Here is a 15,408-nt window from a genome sequence, read left to right as displayed (position 1 = left end):
GGAGGAGTTCGCTATGAACAGCGACCTGGAGACGCGCGTTCTGCGCAAAATCACTCTGCGCATCGTGCCATTTATCATGCTGCTTTATTTTGTAGCGTTCCTGGACCGGGTGAATATCGGTTTCGCCGCACTGACCATGAACGAGGACCTTGGATTTTCCTCGACTGTCTTCGGTATCGGAGCAGGCATCTTCTTCGTCGGCTACTTCCTGTTCGAAGTTCCGTCCAACCTCATTCTCAACAAAGTCGGTGCGCGCATCTGGATTGCCCGCGTCATGATCACCTGGGGGATCGTGTCCGGCCTCATGGCGTTCGTACAGGGAACAACAAGTTTCTATGCGTTACGCTTCCTTCTCGGCGTTGCCGAGGCGGGCTTTTTCCCGGGGATTATCCTTTACCTGAGCTTCTGGTTTCCGGCTCGCCGACGTGCGGCAGTGACAGCGATTTTCATGGCCGCAGCCCCGCTTTCGACCGTCCTCGGTTCGCCGATCTCCGGAGCGCTCATGGAGATGCATGGTTTCCTCGGTCTTGCCGGCTGGCAGTGGATGTTCCTGATTGAAGCCGCTCCTGCGGTCATCCTCGGCGTCGTCGTCCTCTTTTACCTCACCGACCGTCCGGAAAAAGCCAAGTGGCTCTCGGAAGATGAGCGCAACTGGCTTGTGAAGACGATGAACGCTGAGCAGGCCGCAAAGGGCAAGGCCAGCCACAGCATTCTTGCAGGGCTCGCTGACATTCGGGTTATCGCGCTCGCCCTTGTCTATTTCGGTACGTCCGCCGGCCTTTACACCCTCGGCATCTGGGCGCCGCAGATCATCAAGGAGTTCGGCCTATCGTCCCTTCAGGTCGGCTTCATCAACGCAGTACCGGGCATTTTCGCAGTTGCTGCAATGGTTCTCTGGGCGCGTCATTCCGACAAGACCGGTGAACGGACCTGGCATGTCGTCGGCGCTTGTCTGCTTGCCGCCGTCGGGCTTGCATTTGCCACGGGTGCGACAAGCGTCTTCACCGTCCTTATTGCGCTGACGCTGGTTAACATCGGGATTAGCTGCTCGAAGCCGCCGCTTTGGAGCATGCCCACGCTCTTCCTGTCAGGACCAGCGGCCGCAGCCGGTATCGCTACCATCAACTCGATCGGCAACCTGGGCGGCTTCGTCGGCCCCTCGATGATCGGCTGGATCAAGGACACTACGGGCAGCTTTGCGGGCGGGCTCTACTTCGTCGCCGGTCTGCTGGTCGTATCCGCTATCGTGACGCTCGTGTTGTCGCGTACCGCACCGGAAAACGGGGGCAAAGTCGCCCCGGTCCAACATCGTTAAATCTCAAAGTGGAGAAAAGACATGCGTGAATACAAGATTGCAGCGATCCCTGCGGATGGGATTGGTCCTGAGGTTATAGCTGCGGGTCTTCAGGTTTTGGAGGCGCTGGAACAGCGCAGCGGTGACTTCAAGATCCATACCGAAACCTTCGACTGGGGTTCGGACTATTACAAGAAGCACGGCGTGATGATGCCGGCCGACGGGTTGGACAAGCTGAAGAAGTTCGATGCAATCTTCTTCGGTGCGGTCGGCGCCCCTGACGTTCCCGACCATATCACGCTCTGGGGCCTGCGCCTGCCGATCTGCCAGGGGTTCGACCAATACGCCAATGTGCGCCCGACGAAGATCCTGCCCGGCATCACGCCACCCTTGCGCAATTGCGGTCCAGGCGATCTCGACTGGGTCATCGTGCGGGAGAATTCCGAAGGCGAGTATTCCGGCCATGGCGGCCGCGCCCATAGGGGCCTTCCGGAAGAGGTCGGCACGGAAGTGGCGATCTTCACCCGCGTCGGCGTGACCCGCATTATGCGCTACGCCTTCAAGCTGGCCCAGGCGCGCCCGCGCAAACTGCTGACTGTCGTCACCAAGTCGAACGCCCAGCGCCATGGCATGGTGATGTGGGACGAGATCGCGGCCGAAGTGGCGACGGAGTTCCCGGATGTCACCTGGGACAAGATGCTGGTCGATGCGATGACGGTGCGCATGACGCTGAAGCCGGAGACGTTGGATACGATCGTGGCGACCAATCTGCATGCCGACATCCTGTCGGATCTGGCTGGTGCTCTCGCTGGCAGCCTCGGGGTTGCGCCGACGGCCAACATCGACCCGGAGCGCCGTTTCCCATCAATGTTTGAGCCGATCCACGGATCTGCCTTCGACATTACCGGCAAGGGTATCGCCAACCCGATCGCCACTTTCTGGACTGCCGCGCAGATGCTCGAGCATCTCGGTGAACGCGACGCCGCCGCACGGCTGATGAGCGCCGTCGAGCGCGTGACCGAAGCGGGCATCCTGACCCCCGATGTCGGCGGCACCGCCAACACCCGCCAAGTCACCGAAGCCGTATGCAACGCAATCGCAGGATCGAATATCTTGAAGATGGCCGCTGCAGAATGACCTGGAACGATGTGTCCGCTCGCCAGGTGCTGCGTCGAATTTTCGACGCAGCCGTTGCCAGCGCGGATCCGAAAATAGCTGTTGTCAACAACCTCCCAGAGCGTCCCAGAGGTCGCTGCGTTGTGGTGGGAGCGGGCAAGGCGTCGGCTGCGATGGCGGCTGCGGTCGACGCCGCCTGGCCCGATGTCGATCTCTCGGGCATCGTGGTCACTCGCTACGGCCACGCCGTTCCGGCGGGACGCATCGAAATCCTGGAGGCCTCCCACCCCGTCCCGGATGAGATGAGCATCAAGGCTGCAGAGAAGATTTTCGCTGCGGTTCAGGGCCTTGGTCCGGACGATCTCGTGGTGGCTCTCATCTCCGGCGGCGGTTCGTCATTGCTTGTATCGCCTACGGGCAAGATGACTTTGACCGACAAAAGGGCGGTCAATCAGGCGCTGCTTGCCAGCGGTGCCACCATCTCCGAGATGAATACCGTCCGCAAGCATCTTTCCGCTATCAAGGGAGGCCATCTGGCCCGCGCAGCACTGCCGGCAAAACTGGTGACACTGATCATCTCCGACGTGCCGGGTGATGATCCATCGGAGATCGCCTCGGGTCCAACGGTCGCGGATCCTACCACTTTGGCAGACGCAGCAGCCATCATCGCCCGCTACGGAATTGACCTGCCCGAGTCTGCGCGCGCAGTGCTTGTGCAAGGCAACGAGACGCCTAAGGCAGGGGAGGTCGCAGGCGAGATTCGGCTGGTTGCTGCCCCCTCGATAGCGCTCGAAGCGGCCGCCGCGGCCGCGCTAGATGCCGGTTTGTGTCCACTTATCCTCGGAGATGCCCTGGAAGGTGAGGCTCGCGAAATGGGGCGTGTCATGGCAGGCATCGCACTCTCCGCCCGCGACAAGGGCCTGCCTGTAGCAGCACCTGCCGTCATCCTGTCCGGTGGTGAGAGTACCGTTTCCCTTGGTGCCATGACCGAGGGGCGCGGTGGGAGAAACACGGAGTTTCTTCTCAGTCTTGCGGTTGCCCTTAAGGGAGCTTCCGGCATCTGGGCCATCGCCGGTGATACTGATGGTATCGACGGTGTCGAGGATGCTGCCGGTGCGCTGGTCGCGCCGGACAGTCTTATCCGAATGCGCGATGCTGGTATCGATCCACGGGCGACCTTGTCTGCCCATGATAGTTACACGGCCTTCAAGGCCATCGGCGACCTGGTGGTCACAGGCCCAACGCTTACGAACGTCAACGACATCCGCGCAATTCTCATAGGTTAGGTTTGGACATGTTCATACGCAACAACCGGCGATCAAAGATCGTCGCGACGGTCGGACCGGCGTCAAGTTCGCCCGACATGCTTCGCTCACTGTTTCTCGCCGGTGTCGATACGTTCCGCCTGAATTTCAGCCATGGTGCCCGGGCCGATCACGCGGAAGTCTATAGGAACATCCGAGCTCTTGAGCAGGAGCATGATGCTGCTATCGCCGTGCTGCAGGATCTTCAGGGTCCGAAGATCCGGATCGGAGTTCTGGCACATGGCAGGCTCGATCTCGCACTTGGATCCACCATCGGATTTATCCTTGGCCGTGAGGGTGGTGAAGGAATGAACGATATTCCGCTACCTCATCGGGAAATCTTCGAGGTGGCGGTGCCCGGAATGGACCTCCTGATCGACGACGGTAGAATAAAAGTCCGGATCATGGAGGTGATGGACGGGCGGCTTGTTTGCGAGGTCCTCAATGGAGGCGCCTTGTCGAACCGCAAGGGTGTCAACGTGCCCGGCGCTGTCCTGGACATTTCCCCGCTCACGGCGAAAGATCGTGAGGACCTGGAATTCGGGCTCGAGCTTGGCGTCGACTGGGTCGCACTTTCTTTCGTTCAGCGGGCACGCGACATGATCGAAGCCCGGTCCCTCGTTGGAGACAGGGCTGGCCTCATTGCCAAGATCGAGAAGCCGTCTGCCCTCGATGACATCGAGGATATTGTCAGGCTTTCGGACAGCGTCATGGTTGCGCGAGGTGATCTCGGCGTGGAGATCCCGCCGGAGGACGTTCCGGGCAAGCAGAAGGAAATCATCCGTGCATGCCGGCTAGCGGCCAAGCCCGTGATTGTCGCCACACAGATGCTCGACTCGATGGTGAGTTCGCCAACGCCGACGCGCGCTGAAGCCTCGGACGTTGCCGGTGCCATCTATGATGGGGCAGATGCCGTCATGCTTTCCGCCGAGACCGCAACAGGCGCCTACCCGGTGGAGGCGGTCGAAATTATGAACCGGATCATCGAGAAGACGGAGAAGCACAAGCACTACCGGCCGATCCTTGAGGCAACGGAACCCGATGTCGCTCAATCACCGCCGCATGCAGTTGCCACTGCAGCAGCCAACGTTGCCGTGGCTCTGGGATCGCCGGTTGTGGTGGCCTATACATCGAGCGGAACAACCGCGGCCAGAATTTCGCGTGCCAGACCGGCATTGCCAATTCTGGCTCTCACTCCGTCCGAACAAGTCGCGCGCCGGCTCAACATGTTCTGGGGGGTTGTCGGCGTGCGATCACAAGATGTCCACACCTATGAGGCGTCGCTGATTCATGCGCAACAGGCGGTGCAGGAAGCAAAGCTGGCAAGTCCCTCCGATCACATTGTCATCGTGGCGGGATTTCCATTTGCGCAACAGGGCAGCACCAACAATCTCCGCGTCGTTCAGATCGCCGCAACCGACAACCTAGAGATTGCGTAGATTGTATCGAGCAATAAGGGGGATCAATGCGTCATGAGCATGTTTGCGGTGCAGCCGTGCGGCGCGGCTCGCCGCATCCCCATCACCCTGCTCGATTGCTTCTATGATTTCCGCATGCTCACCGGCCGAGTGCAGCGGCAAGGGCCGTAGGTTGAGGGTGAACATGCGGGCGCGATGCAATTGATCGGCGACGGTCCCCGCCATCCGCATGAGGCGGCTGTTTCCGCTCTCTACTACGAGAGTCTGATGAAAATCCTCGTCGGCCACAGCCCATCGTGGAAGGTCGTTGTCGGCCAATGCCTCAATCATCCGCTTTGTGGCGGCCTTCAGAAGCTGGATGACGGGCGCGCGTTCCTCCATCGGCAGCCGGGCGAGCCGTGCCGCCGCGGCACCCTCGAGCGCGGTGATGACTTCGTAGATTTCTTCGATGTCCGCGGGAGACAGGGCGCAGATGATGATGCCCTTCTTGGGAAGTATCCGGACCAGTCCGTCTTCCTGCAGTCGCGCCATGGCTTCGTGCACCGGGGTTCGGCTCATGCCGAGCTGACGCGCAATTTCAATTTCTGCGGCTTGGTACCCGGGGGGAAACGCATTGGAGCGTATCGCCTCCTTGATGGCGAGATAGGCGGCAGAAACCCGACCCGAACCGTTGATGTCGGAGTTTGCTGAATTCTGTTCTGTGGCCGGATCGCGTGGCGCGGCTCCGGGAATGTCGATCGTCCTGATCATGAACTGCCTGTCGTTGTTTCAAGGCTCGTTATAGCCGCTCTCCTGGAGCTTGACAAACGGGCGCGCATCAATAAATGTAAGCTTGCATGCAAGATAGCATGGAAAAGGATGTGGAGGCATCCTTCGCGATCTCAGGGAGGAAAGCGCGATGAAAAAGGTACTGTTGTCCCTCACAGGTGTCCTGTTTGCCATGTCCAGCCATATGGTGCTGGCGCAGGAGAACTATCCTGATCGACCCATCACAATCGTGGTGCCTGCAGCGGCAGGTGGACCGAGTGACACCGTGGCGCGCCTGGTGGCGCAGTCGATGTCCACGACCCTTGGCCAGCAGGTGCTGATCGAAAACATGGGCGGCGCTGGCGGCTCGCTTGGTGCCGCAACAGTGGCGCAGGCGGACCCCGATGGCTACCGGTTGCTGCTCTACCATATCGGGGTGGCCACTTTCGCTGCGCTCTACCCGAACCTGACCTACAAGCCGATCGAAGACTTTTCGAGCGTCGGGCTGATTACCGAGGTCCCGATGACGGTCGTCGGCAGGAAGGACTTCGAGCCGAAGACGTTCACCGATCTCCTCTCCTATGTGAAGGCAAACGGGCCTGCCGTCACCTTCGGGACCGCCGGCACGGGTGCCGTTTCCGATCTCTGCGGCAGGTTGCTGCAGGACGCGCTCGGCACCAAGATCACTCTGGTCCCTTACAAGGGCATGGGCCCCGCAATGACCGATCTCATTGGAGGTCGCATCGATCTCGCCTGCGACCAGACGACCAACACCACGACCCAGATCAAGGCCGGTGAGGTTCATCCCTATGCGGTGACAACGAAGGCGCGGATTGGCGTGCTGCCAGATCTTCCGACTGTGGAAGAGAGCGGCCTGCAAGGGTTCGAGCTCAGTGCCTGGCATGCGCTCTGGGCACCCAAGGAAACGCCTGAAGCCATCCGCAGCAAGCTTGCGGAAGCGTTGCGCGCCGCACTCAAGGATCCGGTCGTGATCGAGCGTTTTGCGAGCCTTGGAACCGCACCGGTATCGGAAGATCTGGCGACACCGGCGGCGCTTGACCAGAAGTTCGCGTCTGAAGTCGAGCGACTGACGAAGCTGATCAGCGAAAGCGGCAAGTAACCTCGGTTTGGTCGGCGGCTGAGAATAAGCCGCCGATCCATCATTCGTCATGGCCACGGGCCATGCGTCCGGCGCTTGACCTGAGCGCTAGCCCTTGAACAGGAGCGAACTTCCCATGCGTGAATACAAGATTGCAGCGATCCCTGCGGATGGGATTGGTCCTGAGGTTATAGCTGCGGGTCTTCAGGTTCTGGAGGCGCTGGAACAGCGCAGCGGCGACTTCAAGATCCATACCGAAACCTTCGACTGGGGTTCGGACTATTACAAGAAGCACGGCGTGATGATGCCGGCCGACGGGCTGGACACGCTGAAGAAGTTCGATGCGATCTTCTTCGGTGCGGTCGGCGCCCCTGACGTTCCCGACCATATCACGCTCTGGGGCCTGCGCCTGCCGATCTGCCAGGGGTTCGACCAGTACGCCAATGTGCGCCCGACGAAGATCCTGCCCGGCATCACGCCGCCCTTGCGCAATTGCGGTCCAGGCGATCTCGACTGGGTCATCGTGCGGGAGAATTCCGAAGGCGAGTATTCCGGCCATGGCGGCCGCGCCCATAGGGGCCTTCCGGAAGAGGTCGGCACGGAAGTGGCGATCTTCACCCGCGTCGGCGTGACCCGCATTATGCGCTACGCCTTCAAGCTGGCCCAGGCGCGCCCGCGCAAACTGCTGACTGTCGTCACCAAGTCGAACGCCCAGCGCCATGGCATGGTGATGTGGGACGAGATCGCGGCCGAAGTGGCGACGGAGTTCCCGGATGTCACCTGGGACAAGATGCTGGTCGATGCGATGACGGTGCGCATGACGCTGAAGCCGGAGACGTTGGATACGATCGTGGCGACCAATCTGCATGCCGACATCCTGTCGGATCTGGCTGGTGCTCTCGCTGGCAGCCTCGGGGTTGCGCCGACGGCCAACATCGACCCGGAGCGCCGTTTCCCATCAATGTTTGAGCCGATCCACGGATCTGCCTTCGACATTACCGGCAAGGGTATCGCCAACCCGATCGCCACTTTCTGGACTGCCGCGCAGATGCTCGAGCATCTCGGTGAACGCGACGCCGCCGCACGGCTGATGAGCGCCGTCGAGCGCGTGACCGAAGCGGGCATCCTGACCCCCGATGTCGGCGGCACCGCCAACACCCGCCAAGTCACCGAAGCCGTATGCAACGCAATCGCAGGATCGAATATCATCTGAACGGGAGGACCGTCAGGGGACGCCAGAGGGGAGGAGACCATGGCTACACTCGAAAAGTACACCCGGAAAAACCTGATTGCCGGTGGCATCTTCATCGCCATCGCGGCCTCGTTCGCTGTGCAGGGTCTAAGATATGAGTTCGGGACCGCGACCCAGATGGGCCCGGGCTTTTTCCCGGTGGTGCTCGCTTTCGTATTGGGCGCACTAGGCGTCGTCATCGGCCTTGATGGCTTGCGCAGTGAGCCGGAGCCGACCGATGGTTCCGTGCCCTGGCGCGGGCTCGTCCTTATCTGTCTGGCACTTGCCATCTTTGCGGCCGGAGCCCGCGATCTTGGGCTCGTACCCGTCGTCCTGCTGTGCACGTTCATGACGGCACTCGCGTCTCGCCGAAACTCGCTGGTATCGGCGGCTATGATGGCCGCCGTCATTGCCACTCTTTGCTATCTGGTCTTCAAGGTCGGGCTGGCAGTTGCCATTCCGACATTCGGGCCGGTTTTCGGACTATGAGGTGCTCACCATGATGGATCTGATCTCGAATCTTGCCCTTGGCTTCGAAACGGCTCTCACGCCGATAAACATCGTCTGGTGTTTCGTTGGCGTACTGCTCGGCACGCTCGTTGGCGTATTGCCCGGCATCGGGCCGACAGCGACGATCGCGATGCTTCTGCCGATCACGTTTACATTCTCCCCGGTAACGTCCTTGATCATGCTTTCGGGCATCTACTACGGCGCCCAGTATGGTGGGTCCACAACAGCAATCCTCATCAACCTGCCGGGGGAAAGTTCTTCCGCTGTCACAGCGATCGATGGCTATCAGATGGCCCGAAAGGGTCGTGCCGGCCAAGCATTGGCAACCGCGGCGCTCGGATCCTTCTTCGCAGGCTGCGTGGCAACAATGCTGTTGGCGATCGCGGCTCCGCCGCTTGCCTCCATCGCGCTCGAATTTGGCGCGCCGGAATATTTTGCCCTGATCGTTCTCGGGCTGCTCGTTTCGATCTCACTCGCTCACGGTTCGGTCCTCAAGGCGCTGGGCATGATCGTCATCGGCTTGCTGCTTGGGACGGTGGGCCAGGACATCTATACGGGCGAGGAGCGCTTCACGTTCGGTCGCCTGGAATTGTCGCAGGGGATCAACTTTGTTTCGATTGCTGTTGGAATATTCGGGGTCTCCGAAATCTTCCGCAACCTTCAGAACGAGCACACGCGCGAAATCGGAGTGAAACACGTCACGAACCTTTGGCTGACGAGAGACGATTTCCGGCGGATTATCGGCCCTGTATTGCGGGGAACGGCGCTTGGCTCGCTTCTCGGCGTATTGCCGGGCGGCGGTCACGTATTGGCGTCCTTTGCCAGCTATTCGGTCGAGAAGAACCTGTCGAAAAATCCGGCCGAATTTGGCCATGGCGCGATCGAAGGCGTGGCGGGACCCGAAAGCGCCAACAACGCTGCGGCGCAGACGTCCTTCATTCCGCTGCTTACCCTCGGCATTCCGGCCCATCCAGTCATGGCACTCATTGTTGGCGCCTTTATCCTGCAGGGGATCACGCCGGGGCCGGACGTCATTACCAGCCAGCCGGCGCTGTTCTGGGGCATCATCGCATCGATGTGGATCGGTAACCTGTTGCTGGTGATCCTCAACCTGCCGCTGATCGGGCTGTGGGTGAAGATGCTGACCATTCCCTACCGCATGCTGTTTCCGGCCATCGTCATCTTTGCCTCGATCGGATGTTATTCCATCAACAACAACCCCTTCGACGTCTATGCAATCATCGTCTCGGGCATACTTGGCTACGTGCTGATCCGTGTGGGCTGCGAACCGGCACCCCTTCTGCTGGGATTCGTTCTGGGGCCGCTGCTCGAGGAGCATCTCCGGCGGGCGATGATCATCTCCCGCGGCGACGCGACGGTGTTCGTCACAAACCCGATCGCTGCATCGCTGCTCGGCCTGGGTCTGGTCTGCGTAATCCTGGCGCTCCTACCGTCGATACGTTCCAAGCGCGATCAGGTGTTCGTAGAGGATGACTGATGCCGGACATTTTCATGTCCCCGGGCGCCAGGGCGAGTTTTCAAGTGATGGGGTGTAAGAGCTACCTTCTTTCGCGAACGCCGAATGGTGTGATTATTTTCTATAATAAACTTTCGCCGCCCAGTTGCTGTAGCAGGCTTGCAGATCAAAGGCTTAACCGAAACAACTGGAACCGAAAGTTCGATTCCCGTCAAGGCGAGGCCATCAAACACCCCCTGATCTTTATGGAATCACGCCGCGATATCCGCGACGTTGCTCTCGTTCTTCCCCATCATCGCCTCACGTACTTGCTGCCGCAACCATGCGCAGCCCAGATCGCTGTCCATGTGGAGCGGCCAAACCATTGCCACGGGTGGAAAAGAAAGCGCCAGTGGCACTGGGCTGACCTCAAGTCCCAACAGCGGGCCATAACGAAGTGCAATACGCGATGATACGGTGGCAATGACCGCAGATGAACGCGCCGTTGCCAATATCGACATGAAATCGGGAGCTGCCGCAACGACTTCCAATTCTGCACCTGCATGCTCCAGCGCATCCTTGACGCAGCCATGCAGGCTGTCCGTCTGCGAGATCACCGCATGTTGTGCGGCCATATAGGCATCAAGATCCACCGGATTGGAGAGCTTCAGCAATTGAGGATTGAAACAGCATAATACGCTGGATTGATAAAGCGGTTCGGAATGGTGTCGTGAATCCGGCAGGTAGGGGTCAGAACAAGAGCAGTGCAAAATCGTACGCTAAGGGCGAACGGAATGAGAACTTATGCGACCCGCCGTAGGCCGACTGGCAGACGGAGCGGTCGAAATCCGTTGGGCATCTGATGTTCGGCATCCCAGGTGTAGATGCCTGTAAGGTTGATATGTTCCCAACTCAGCGGCGAGATGTGCTTCAACAGAGTATCAGGAATGTCTCGTCCCGCTCGTTTCAGCTGTGTGACCGCGCGATCAAGATAGACCGTATTCCAGTGCACGATTGCACTGACGACGAGATTGAGCCCTGAGGCGCGGAATGCTTGGCTCTCGAACGACCGGTCGCGGATCTCGCCCCGCTCGTGGAAGAACACAGCCCGTTTCATCTTATGGGCGGCCTCGCCCTTGTTGAGACCGGCTTGGCATCTCCGCCGTAGTGCCGGACTTGAGTACCATTCGATCATGAAGAGCGACCTTTCGATACGGCCGAGCTCGCGGAGCGCCCTCGCAAGATGGCTTTGCTTAGGCGACGCAGACAGCCTCTTGAGTATCGTAGACGGCACCACGGACCGCGTCGTGATCGACGCAGCGAGATGGAGCAGATCGTCCCAATGATCGAGAATCAGACTGGTATTGATCGGAGCCCCGATGTGGTTCGACAGCGCCGGATATGCACCGCTCTTTTCTAGCGTGTGGAACTTCCGGTCTTTGAGGTTGCGCAGTCGCGGTGAGAACCGCTTTCCGATCAAGGCGAAGAGCCCGAAGATATGATCACTCGCGCCGCCTGTGTCGGTAAAGTGTTCATGGATATCGAGGACAGTGTCCTGATCGAATAGCCCATCGAGCACATACGCCGCCTCGCTCTCGGTGGGACTGATGGGCAAAATGCTGAAGTAGCCGTATTGATCTGACAGATGGCTATAGAATTTCGATCCGGGCTCGCTACTGTAATGCAAATTGATGTCGCCGCGCTTTGCAGCCCGGTCGCTCGCACGGAAGAATTGGCCATCGGACGATGACGTCGTGCCATTGCCCCAAAGGCGCGAATGCGGATGCTGGGTGTGGGCATCGGTGATGCACGCTTGAGCCGTGCGGTATGTCTCCGATCGGGCGTGGAATGTGCGCATCCACCCAATCTGGTGAGCGCTAATCCCCTTGGAGGCACCCGCCATTCGTTTGGGGCCAAGGTTCGTAGCATCGGCCAGTACACCAGCGAGCATTGCAGAAACATTTTTTGGGACGTCGCCGGTCCGAACATGCGTGAAGTGATCCGCAAAGCCGGTCCATTCATGCACTTCCCTTAACAGGTCGGGAACCTCGACCAACGGATACATATCGCTGATCTCGGCATTCAGTGCCTCCGCGGCCACAGGGATTTCGCTGGCAGTTGGTGTGATTATCAAGGTTCCGGCTTCAAGACGAACTCCTTCGAGCTTTCCGGATCGTGCCCTGTGCGCCAGACGCTGCAGGTTGAACTCGAGCATCTGACTCGCTTCGGCAAGCCACTGCGCGCCGTCGCTCTGGACCCCCAAACCGAGACGATCTTCTTCCTTCATCGTGATGAATGTTGTTCGCGGCATCAGATGCTCATCAATGGGCCGGAAAGATCGGCTGCCATCGACCCAGATCTCCGCAGATCGAAGCCGGTCTCGCAAAGAAGCGAGCGTTGCGATCTCGTAGAGACGGCGATCGGGTTTTTCCCGTTCGAAGATGAGCCGGCGCTCAGTTTGGCTAAGGTGGGTGAGCGGGACGCGATCAGGGAGTGGCCGCCGCTTTTCGGCATAAAGCCGTTTAAGCAGTCCAATTGCCGCTAAAAGTGGATCGTGGCGACGCGCCGAGCGGAACGTGAATGCCTGAGAGTCGGACTCGAAAAGTCCTCAACGATATCGATACCTTGCGAGCCGTCTGGTTATCAGGCGAATGTGGGCGATCATGATCCATGCCTCGGCTGATGCGATGGAGCGTTCGACGTCCTTGGCCAATCTTCGGCATCTACCGAGCCAGGCGAAGGTCCGCTCGACCACCCAGCGACGCGGTAGAACCTCGAAGCCTTTCGCCTTGTCTGATCGCTTGATGATCTCAATCGTCCAGCGCCCGATCTTCTTCAGCCGTTGCTTCAACTTGTTGCCCGCGTAACCACCATCGGCGAAGACGTGTAGCAACCATGGCCACCTGTGGCGGATGGATTTAAGGAGATCGGGAGCGCCATCGCGATCCTGGATGTCGGCGCTGTGAACCATGAGACCGACCATCAGACCAAGCGTATCGACGATGATATGGCGCTTGCGCCCTTTAGTTTTCTTGCCCGCATCATAGCCTCGTATGCCACCGCTTTCCGTGGTTTTCACGCTCTGGCTATCGATCACACCGGCCGTCGGACTTGCCTCTCTGCCCTCCAGCTCGCGGGCCTCCATCACCAGATGATGGTTGACGCGCGCCCAAAGTCCCAGCGCGCGCCATTCATAGAAATAACGCTGGACGGTCGAACAGGGCGGGAAATCCTTCGGCAGCATGCGCCACTGGCAACCAGTCGTGGCGATGTAAAGCAGAGCGTCGACGACCTCGCGCAAATCAGTGGTGCGGGGGCGGCCCAAGCGGCGGGGCATCGGCAGAAAAGGCTCCATCAAAAGCCATTCCCGATCTGTCATGTCACTTGCGTAGCGTGCCGTTCGCCGGGCATATTGCCGACGGGTGATTTCAGTCCAGGCCATCGTGAACTCCATCGAATCTTTGCAAATCCGAAGGAATCATAACCTGTTGAAATCACCCACTTCTTTTTGAGGCAGCTTCTGAAGGAATGCACCAGTGTATTTGTGGACGGTCGCATATTGCTCGGCTGCTACGGTCAACGACGGCGCCTCGTTGTCGTCGACCATCGACTCCAGTTCAGGTTTCATCCGAAGCAGTCGGTCCCAGCCGACTCTTTGGTCGAGAACAGCCAATGCATTCCGACCATGGTCGTTGGCGGACTGCAGCGCGGAGATGGTATCGAGGAACATGCGCAGCGCTTTGGCGGTGTTCGCTCTGCAGTCCATTTGCCGCTGCTTCTTTCGGTTGTTGGCTTGCGAGAACAACTTACCCATTAGTTTGATGAACATCGTCACCGCATCGTCCGTGAGCTTCTGGCAAAGCTTGATGACTTGAGCCACAATCAGAGCGTGGCGACGGCTGGCATTGAAGTCGTTGGCAAGCCAGGCCGGGGTTGCGTTACCCTCCCGGATCATCTGGTCCCACCGTCCTGCTGATATGCGCGCCTGTAACGTCGGATCGATCTCCAGCCGCCGCAGAAAGGCTATCCGCTCTGTCAGCCCGACCAGATTCGACGCACTTGGTGCTTCTGGCGCTGAGCGTAGCCAATGGAAGCGCGTCTGGCCGATCGACGGGTCCACTTCTAACAGCCGGTCCAATGATCGGAACGTATCGAGCGGGATGTCTTTAATCAGAGTTGTCTCTGCCCAACGGCGAGCTATCGCACGGCCGGCAAGGCCAATCCGTTCGATCGTGTCGATCGCCGGTAGAAGAGCGCCGCGTTCACGAAACGCGGCGACAACTGAACTGACTATCGCAGCACCGTCGTCGGACGTGGTCGACGCATGAATTGCCACCAACAACGCGGCGCGGCGATCTTGTAGCGTCGCGCTTCTCGTATCCAGATACATCATTAGCCGTGCTGTGTGATCCCGACGGGTTTCTTCACGGCGTGCATAGAGCGAAAATGCTTCCGGGGCGGCGCCGATCTGATCAGCAACAAATCTCAGCATGGCGCGTGGCGGAATTTCTTCTGCCCCCAGCACTCGACCCGGGTATCGCATCAGACATAGCTGAATGGCAAAGCCGAGCCGGTTGTGATTACGTCTCCGCAGTTCGATCTCCAGGCGATCCGCCAATGACAACGAATAGTGTCGGATCAGGCTGTCCTCGTCGACTGGTATGTCGATAAGCTTTCGACGATCTTGATCTTTGAGAAGCTTGCGCTTTGCCATTGCCTGACTCCATCCATGACCAATCTGCGCTGAGCGTCGTCGAGTCGGGCCGGACAGCGAAATCAAAACTGGCGCATGTCGATGGCAATCCACAGAGATCGAATGCCTAAAACCCGAGCTATGGCATTGTTCACGCTTCGTTCGGGCTTAGCGTACGATTTCGAACTGCTCTTGTTCTGACCCCACATTGATGAGGAATTGCACCGTGAATCCCTGACGCACGAACAGGTCCAGAAAATCGTTGAGTACAAGAGCACGATGGGCAACATCCTTGGACCTGAGGAATTTGCGCGCTTGAGCAAGAGCAATGTGCTGCAAAACAGTGACTCAGATTTCATCATGCGGGTCGCTGAGAATATGAAGGCACAGCCCGAGGAATGGCGTGGCTTAGCTTACCTCAACTCCGATAATCCCGACCATTGGGATCGATTGCTTTATTTGATCATAAATCTCAGCCCGGCGGGATGGGATGTGAAATTCAGTAAGCTTGTCTCCTTTGTGAAAATTCTCTCGAGAAAC

The 15,408-nt window shown here is 59.1% G+C and carries 10 protein-coding genes and 4 pseudogenes; 9 read left to right on the top strand and 5 right to left on the bottom strand.

The window, feature by feature from the left end; all coding sequences use genetic code 11:
- The first annotated feature begins 13 nt into the window (after positions 1-13).
- The 4 genes from ASB66_RS19655 to pyk are packed head-to-tail and all read left to right on the top strand — an operon-like array spanning position 14 to position 5,153.
- Positions 14-1,315, top strand: a complete 1,302-nt coding sequence (locus tag ASB66_RS19655; protein WP_060719968.1) for an MFS transporter — start codon at positions 14-16, stop codon at positions 1,313-1,315.
- A 21-nt stretch (positions 1,316-1,336) separates the two neighbouring features.
- Positions 1,337-2,431 (top strand): tartrate dehydrogenase, encoded by a 1,095-nt coding sequence (locus ASB66_RS19650; protein WP_032489007.1) that lies wholly within the window; start codon positions 1,337-1,339, stop codon positions 2,429-2,431.
- A complete protein-coding gene (locus tag ASB66_RS19645) occupies positions 2,428-3,696 on the top strand; it encodes a glycerate kinase type-2 family protein (RefSeq protein ID WP_060719967.1) in 1,269 nt (422 codons plus the stop codon). Before ASB66_RS19650 ends, ASB66_RS19645 begins: the two co-directional genes overlap by 4 nt.
- Positions 3,697-3,704: 8 nt before the next feature.
- Positions 3,705-5,153, top strand: coding sequence for a pyruvate kinase (pyk, locus tag ASB66_RS19640; RefSeq protein ID WP_060720094.1), 1,449 nt, complete (start codon positions 3,705-3,707; stop codon positions 5,151-5,153).
- On the opposite strand, the gene ASB66_RS19635 is transcribed toward pyk, so the two are convergent.
- A complete protein-coding gene (locus ASB66_RS19635) occupies positions 5,139-5,882 on the bottom strand; it encodes a GntR family transcriptional regulator (RefSeq protein WP_060719966.1) in 744 nt (247 codons plus the stop codon). The genes pyk and ASB66_RS19635 overlap by 15 nt on opposite strands.
- A gap of 148 nt (positions 5,883-6,030) precedes the next feature.
- Between ASB66_RS19635 and ASB66_RS19630 the strand changes: the two genes are divergently transcribed.
- From ASB66_RS19630 to ASB66_RS19615, 4 genes are all read left to right on the top strand, one after another.
- Positions 6,031-6,999: a tripartite tricarboxylate transporter substrate binding protein BugD gene (locus ASB66_RS19630; RefSeq protein ID WP_060719965.1), complete on the top strand. Its 969-nt coding sequence runs from the start codon at positions 6,031-6,033 to the stop codon at positions 6,997-6,999.
- A 115-nt stretch (positions 7,000-7,114) separates the two neighbouring features.
- On the top strand, positions 7,115-8,191 hold the full coding sequence (locus ASB66_RS19625; protein WP_070167284.1) for a tartrate dehydrogenase: 1,077 nt from the start codon (positions 7,115-7,117) through the stop codon (positions 8,189-8,191).
- A 39-nt stretch (positions 8,192-8,230) separates the two neighbouring features.
- Positions 8,231-8,698: a tripartite tricarboxylate transporter TctB family protein gene (locus tag ASB66_RS19620; protein WP_046802342.1), complete on the top strand. Its 468-nt coding sequence runs from the start codon at positions 8,231-8,233 to the stop codon at positions 8,696-8,698.
- 13 nt (positions 8,699-8,711) lie between these two features.
- Entirely contained in the window at positions 8,712-10,217 is a 1,506-nt protein-coding gene (locus tag ASB66_RS19615) for a tripartite tricarboxylate transporter permease (RefSeq protein ID WP_060720093.1), read from the top strand.
- 230 nt (positions 10,218-10,447) lie between these two features.
- Here the strand turns inward: ASB66_RS19615 and ASB66_RS19610 are convergent.
- From ASB66_RS19610 to ASB66_RS19595, 4 genes and pseudogenes are all read right to left on the bottom strand, one after another.
- Positions 10,448-10,921, bottom strand: a pseudogene (locus tag ASB66_RS19610) (LysR substrate-binding domain-containing protein); the annotation flags it as partial.
- Positions 10,922-10,977: 56 nt separating this feature from the next.
- Positions 10,978-12,762 (bottom strand): annotated as a pseudogene (locus ASB66_RS19605) (Tn3 family transposase); the annotation flags it as partial.
- Positions 12,763-12,783: 21 nt separating this feature from the next.
- Entirely contained in the window at positions 12,784-13,617 is an 834-nt protein-coding gene (locus ASB66_RS19600) for an IS5 family transposase (protein ID WP_060720092.1), read from the bottom strand.
- Between the two features lie 78 nt (positions 13,618-13,695).
- Positions 13,696-14,889, bottom strand: a pseudogene (locus tag ASB66_RS19595) (DUF4158 domain-containing protein); the annotation flags it as partial.
- A gap of 258 nt (positions 14,890-15,147) precedes the next feature.
- On the opposite strand from ASB66_RS19595, the pseudogene ASB66_RS26300 reads away from it, so the two are divergent.
- Positions 15,148-15,408: pseudogene (locus ASB66_RS26300) on the top strand (DEAD/DEAH box helicase); the annotation flags it as partial.

It is taken from the genome of Gillisella vitis (genome assembly GCF_001541345.2).
Classification (GTDB): domain Bacteria; phylum Pseudomonadota; class Alphaproteobacteria; order Rhizobiales; family Rhizobiaceae; genus Allorhizobium; species Allorhizobium vitis.
This window is presented reverse-complemented; position numbering and strand designations above follow the sequence as displayed.

What these genes read in the sequence shown, in the direction of transcription:
- ASB66_RS19615 (WP_060720093.1), top strand. Translation starts at nt 8,712, where the DNA reads ATGGATCTGATCTCGAATCTTGCCCTTGGCTTCGAAACGGCTCTCACG.
- ASB66_RS19655 (WP_060719968.1), top strand. Translation starts at nt 14, where the DNA reads ATGAACAGCGACCTGGAGACGCGCGTTCTGCGCAAAATCACTCTGCGC.
- pyk (WP_060720094.1), top strand. Translation starts at nt 3,705, where the DNA reads ATGTTCATACGCAACAACCGGCGATCAAAGATCGTCGCGACGGTCGGA.
- ASB66_RS19645 (WP_060719967.1), top strand. Translation starts at nt 2,428, where the DNA reads ATGACCTGGAACGATGTGTCCGCTCGCCAGGTGCTGCGTCGAATTTTC.
- ASB66_RS19600 (WP_060720092.1), bottom strand. Translation starts at nt 13,617, where the DNA reads ATGGCCTGGACTGAAATCACCCGTCGGCAATATGCCCGGCGAACGGCA.
- ASB66_RS19625 (WP_070167284.1), top strand. Translation starts at nt 7,115, where the DNA reads ATGCGTGAATACAAGATTGCAGCGATCCCTGCGGATGGGATTGGTCCT.
- ASB66_RS19635 (WP_060719966.1), bottom strand. Translation starts at nt 5,882, where the DNA reads ATGATCAGGACGATCGACATTCCCGGAGCCGCGCCACGCGATCCGGCC.
- ASB66_RS19650 (WP_032489007.1), top strand. Translation starts at nt 1,337, where the DNA reads ATGCGTGAATACAAGATTGCAGCGATCCCTGCGGATGGGATTGGTCCT.
- ASB66_RS19630 (WP_060719965.1), top strand. Translation starts at nt 6,031, where the DNA reads ATGAAAAAGGTACTGTTGTCCCTCACAGGTGTCCTGTTTGCCATGTCC.
- ASB66_RS19620 (WP_046802342.1), top strand. Translation starts at nt 8,231, where the DNA reads ATGGCTACACTCGAAAAGTACACCCGGAAAAACCTGATTGCCGGTGGC.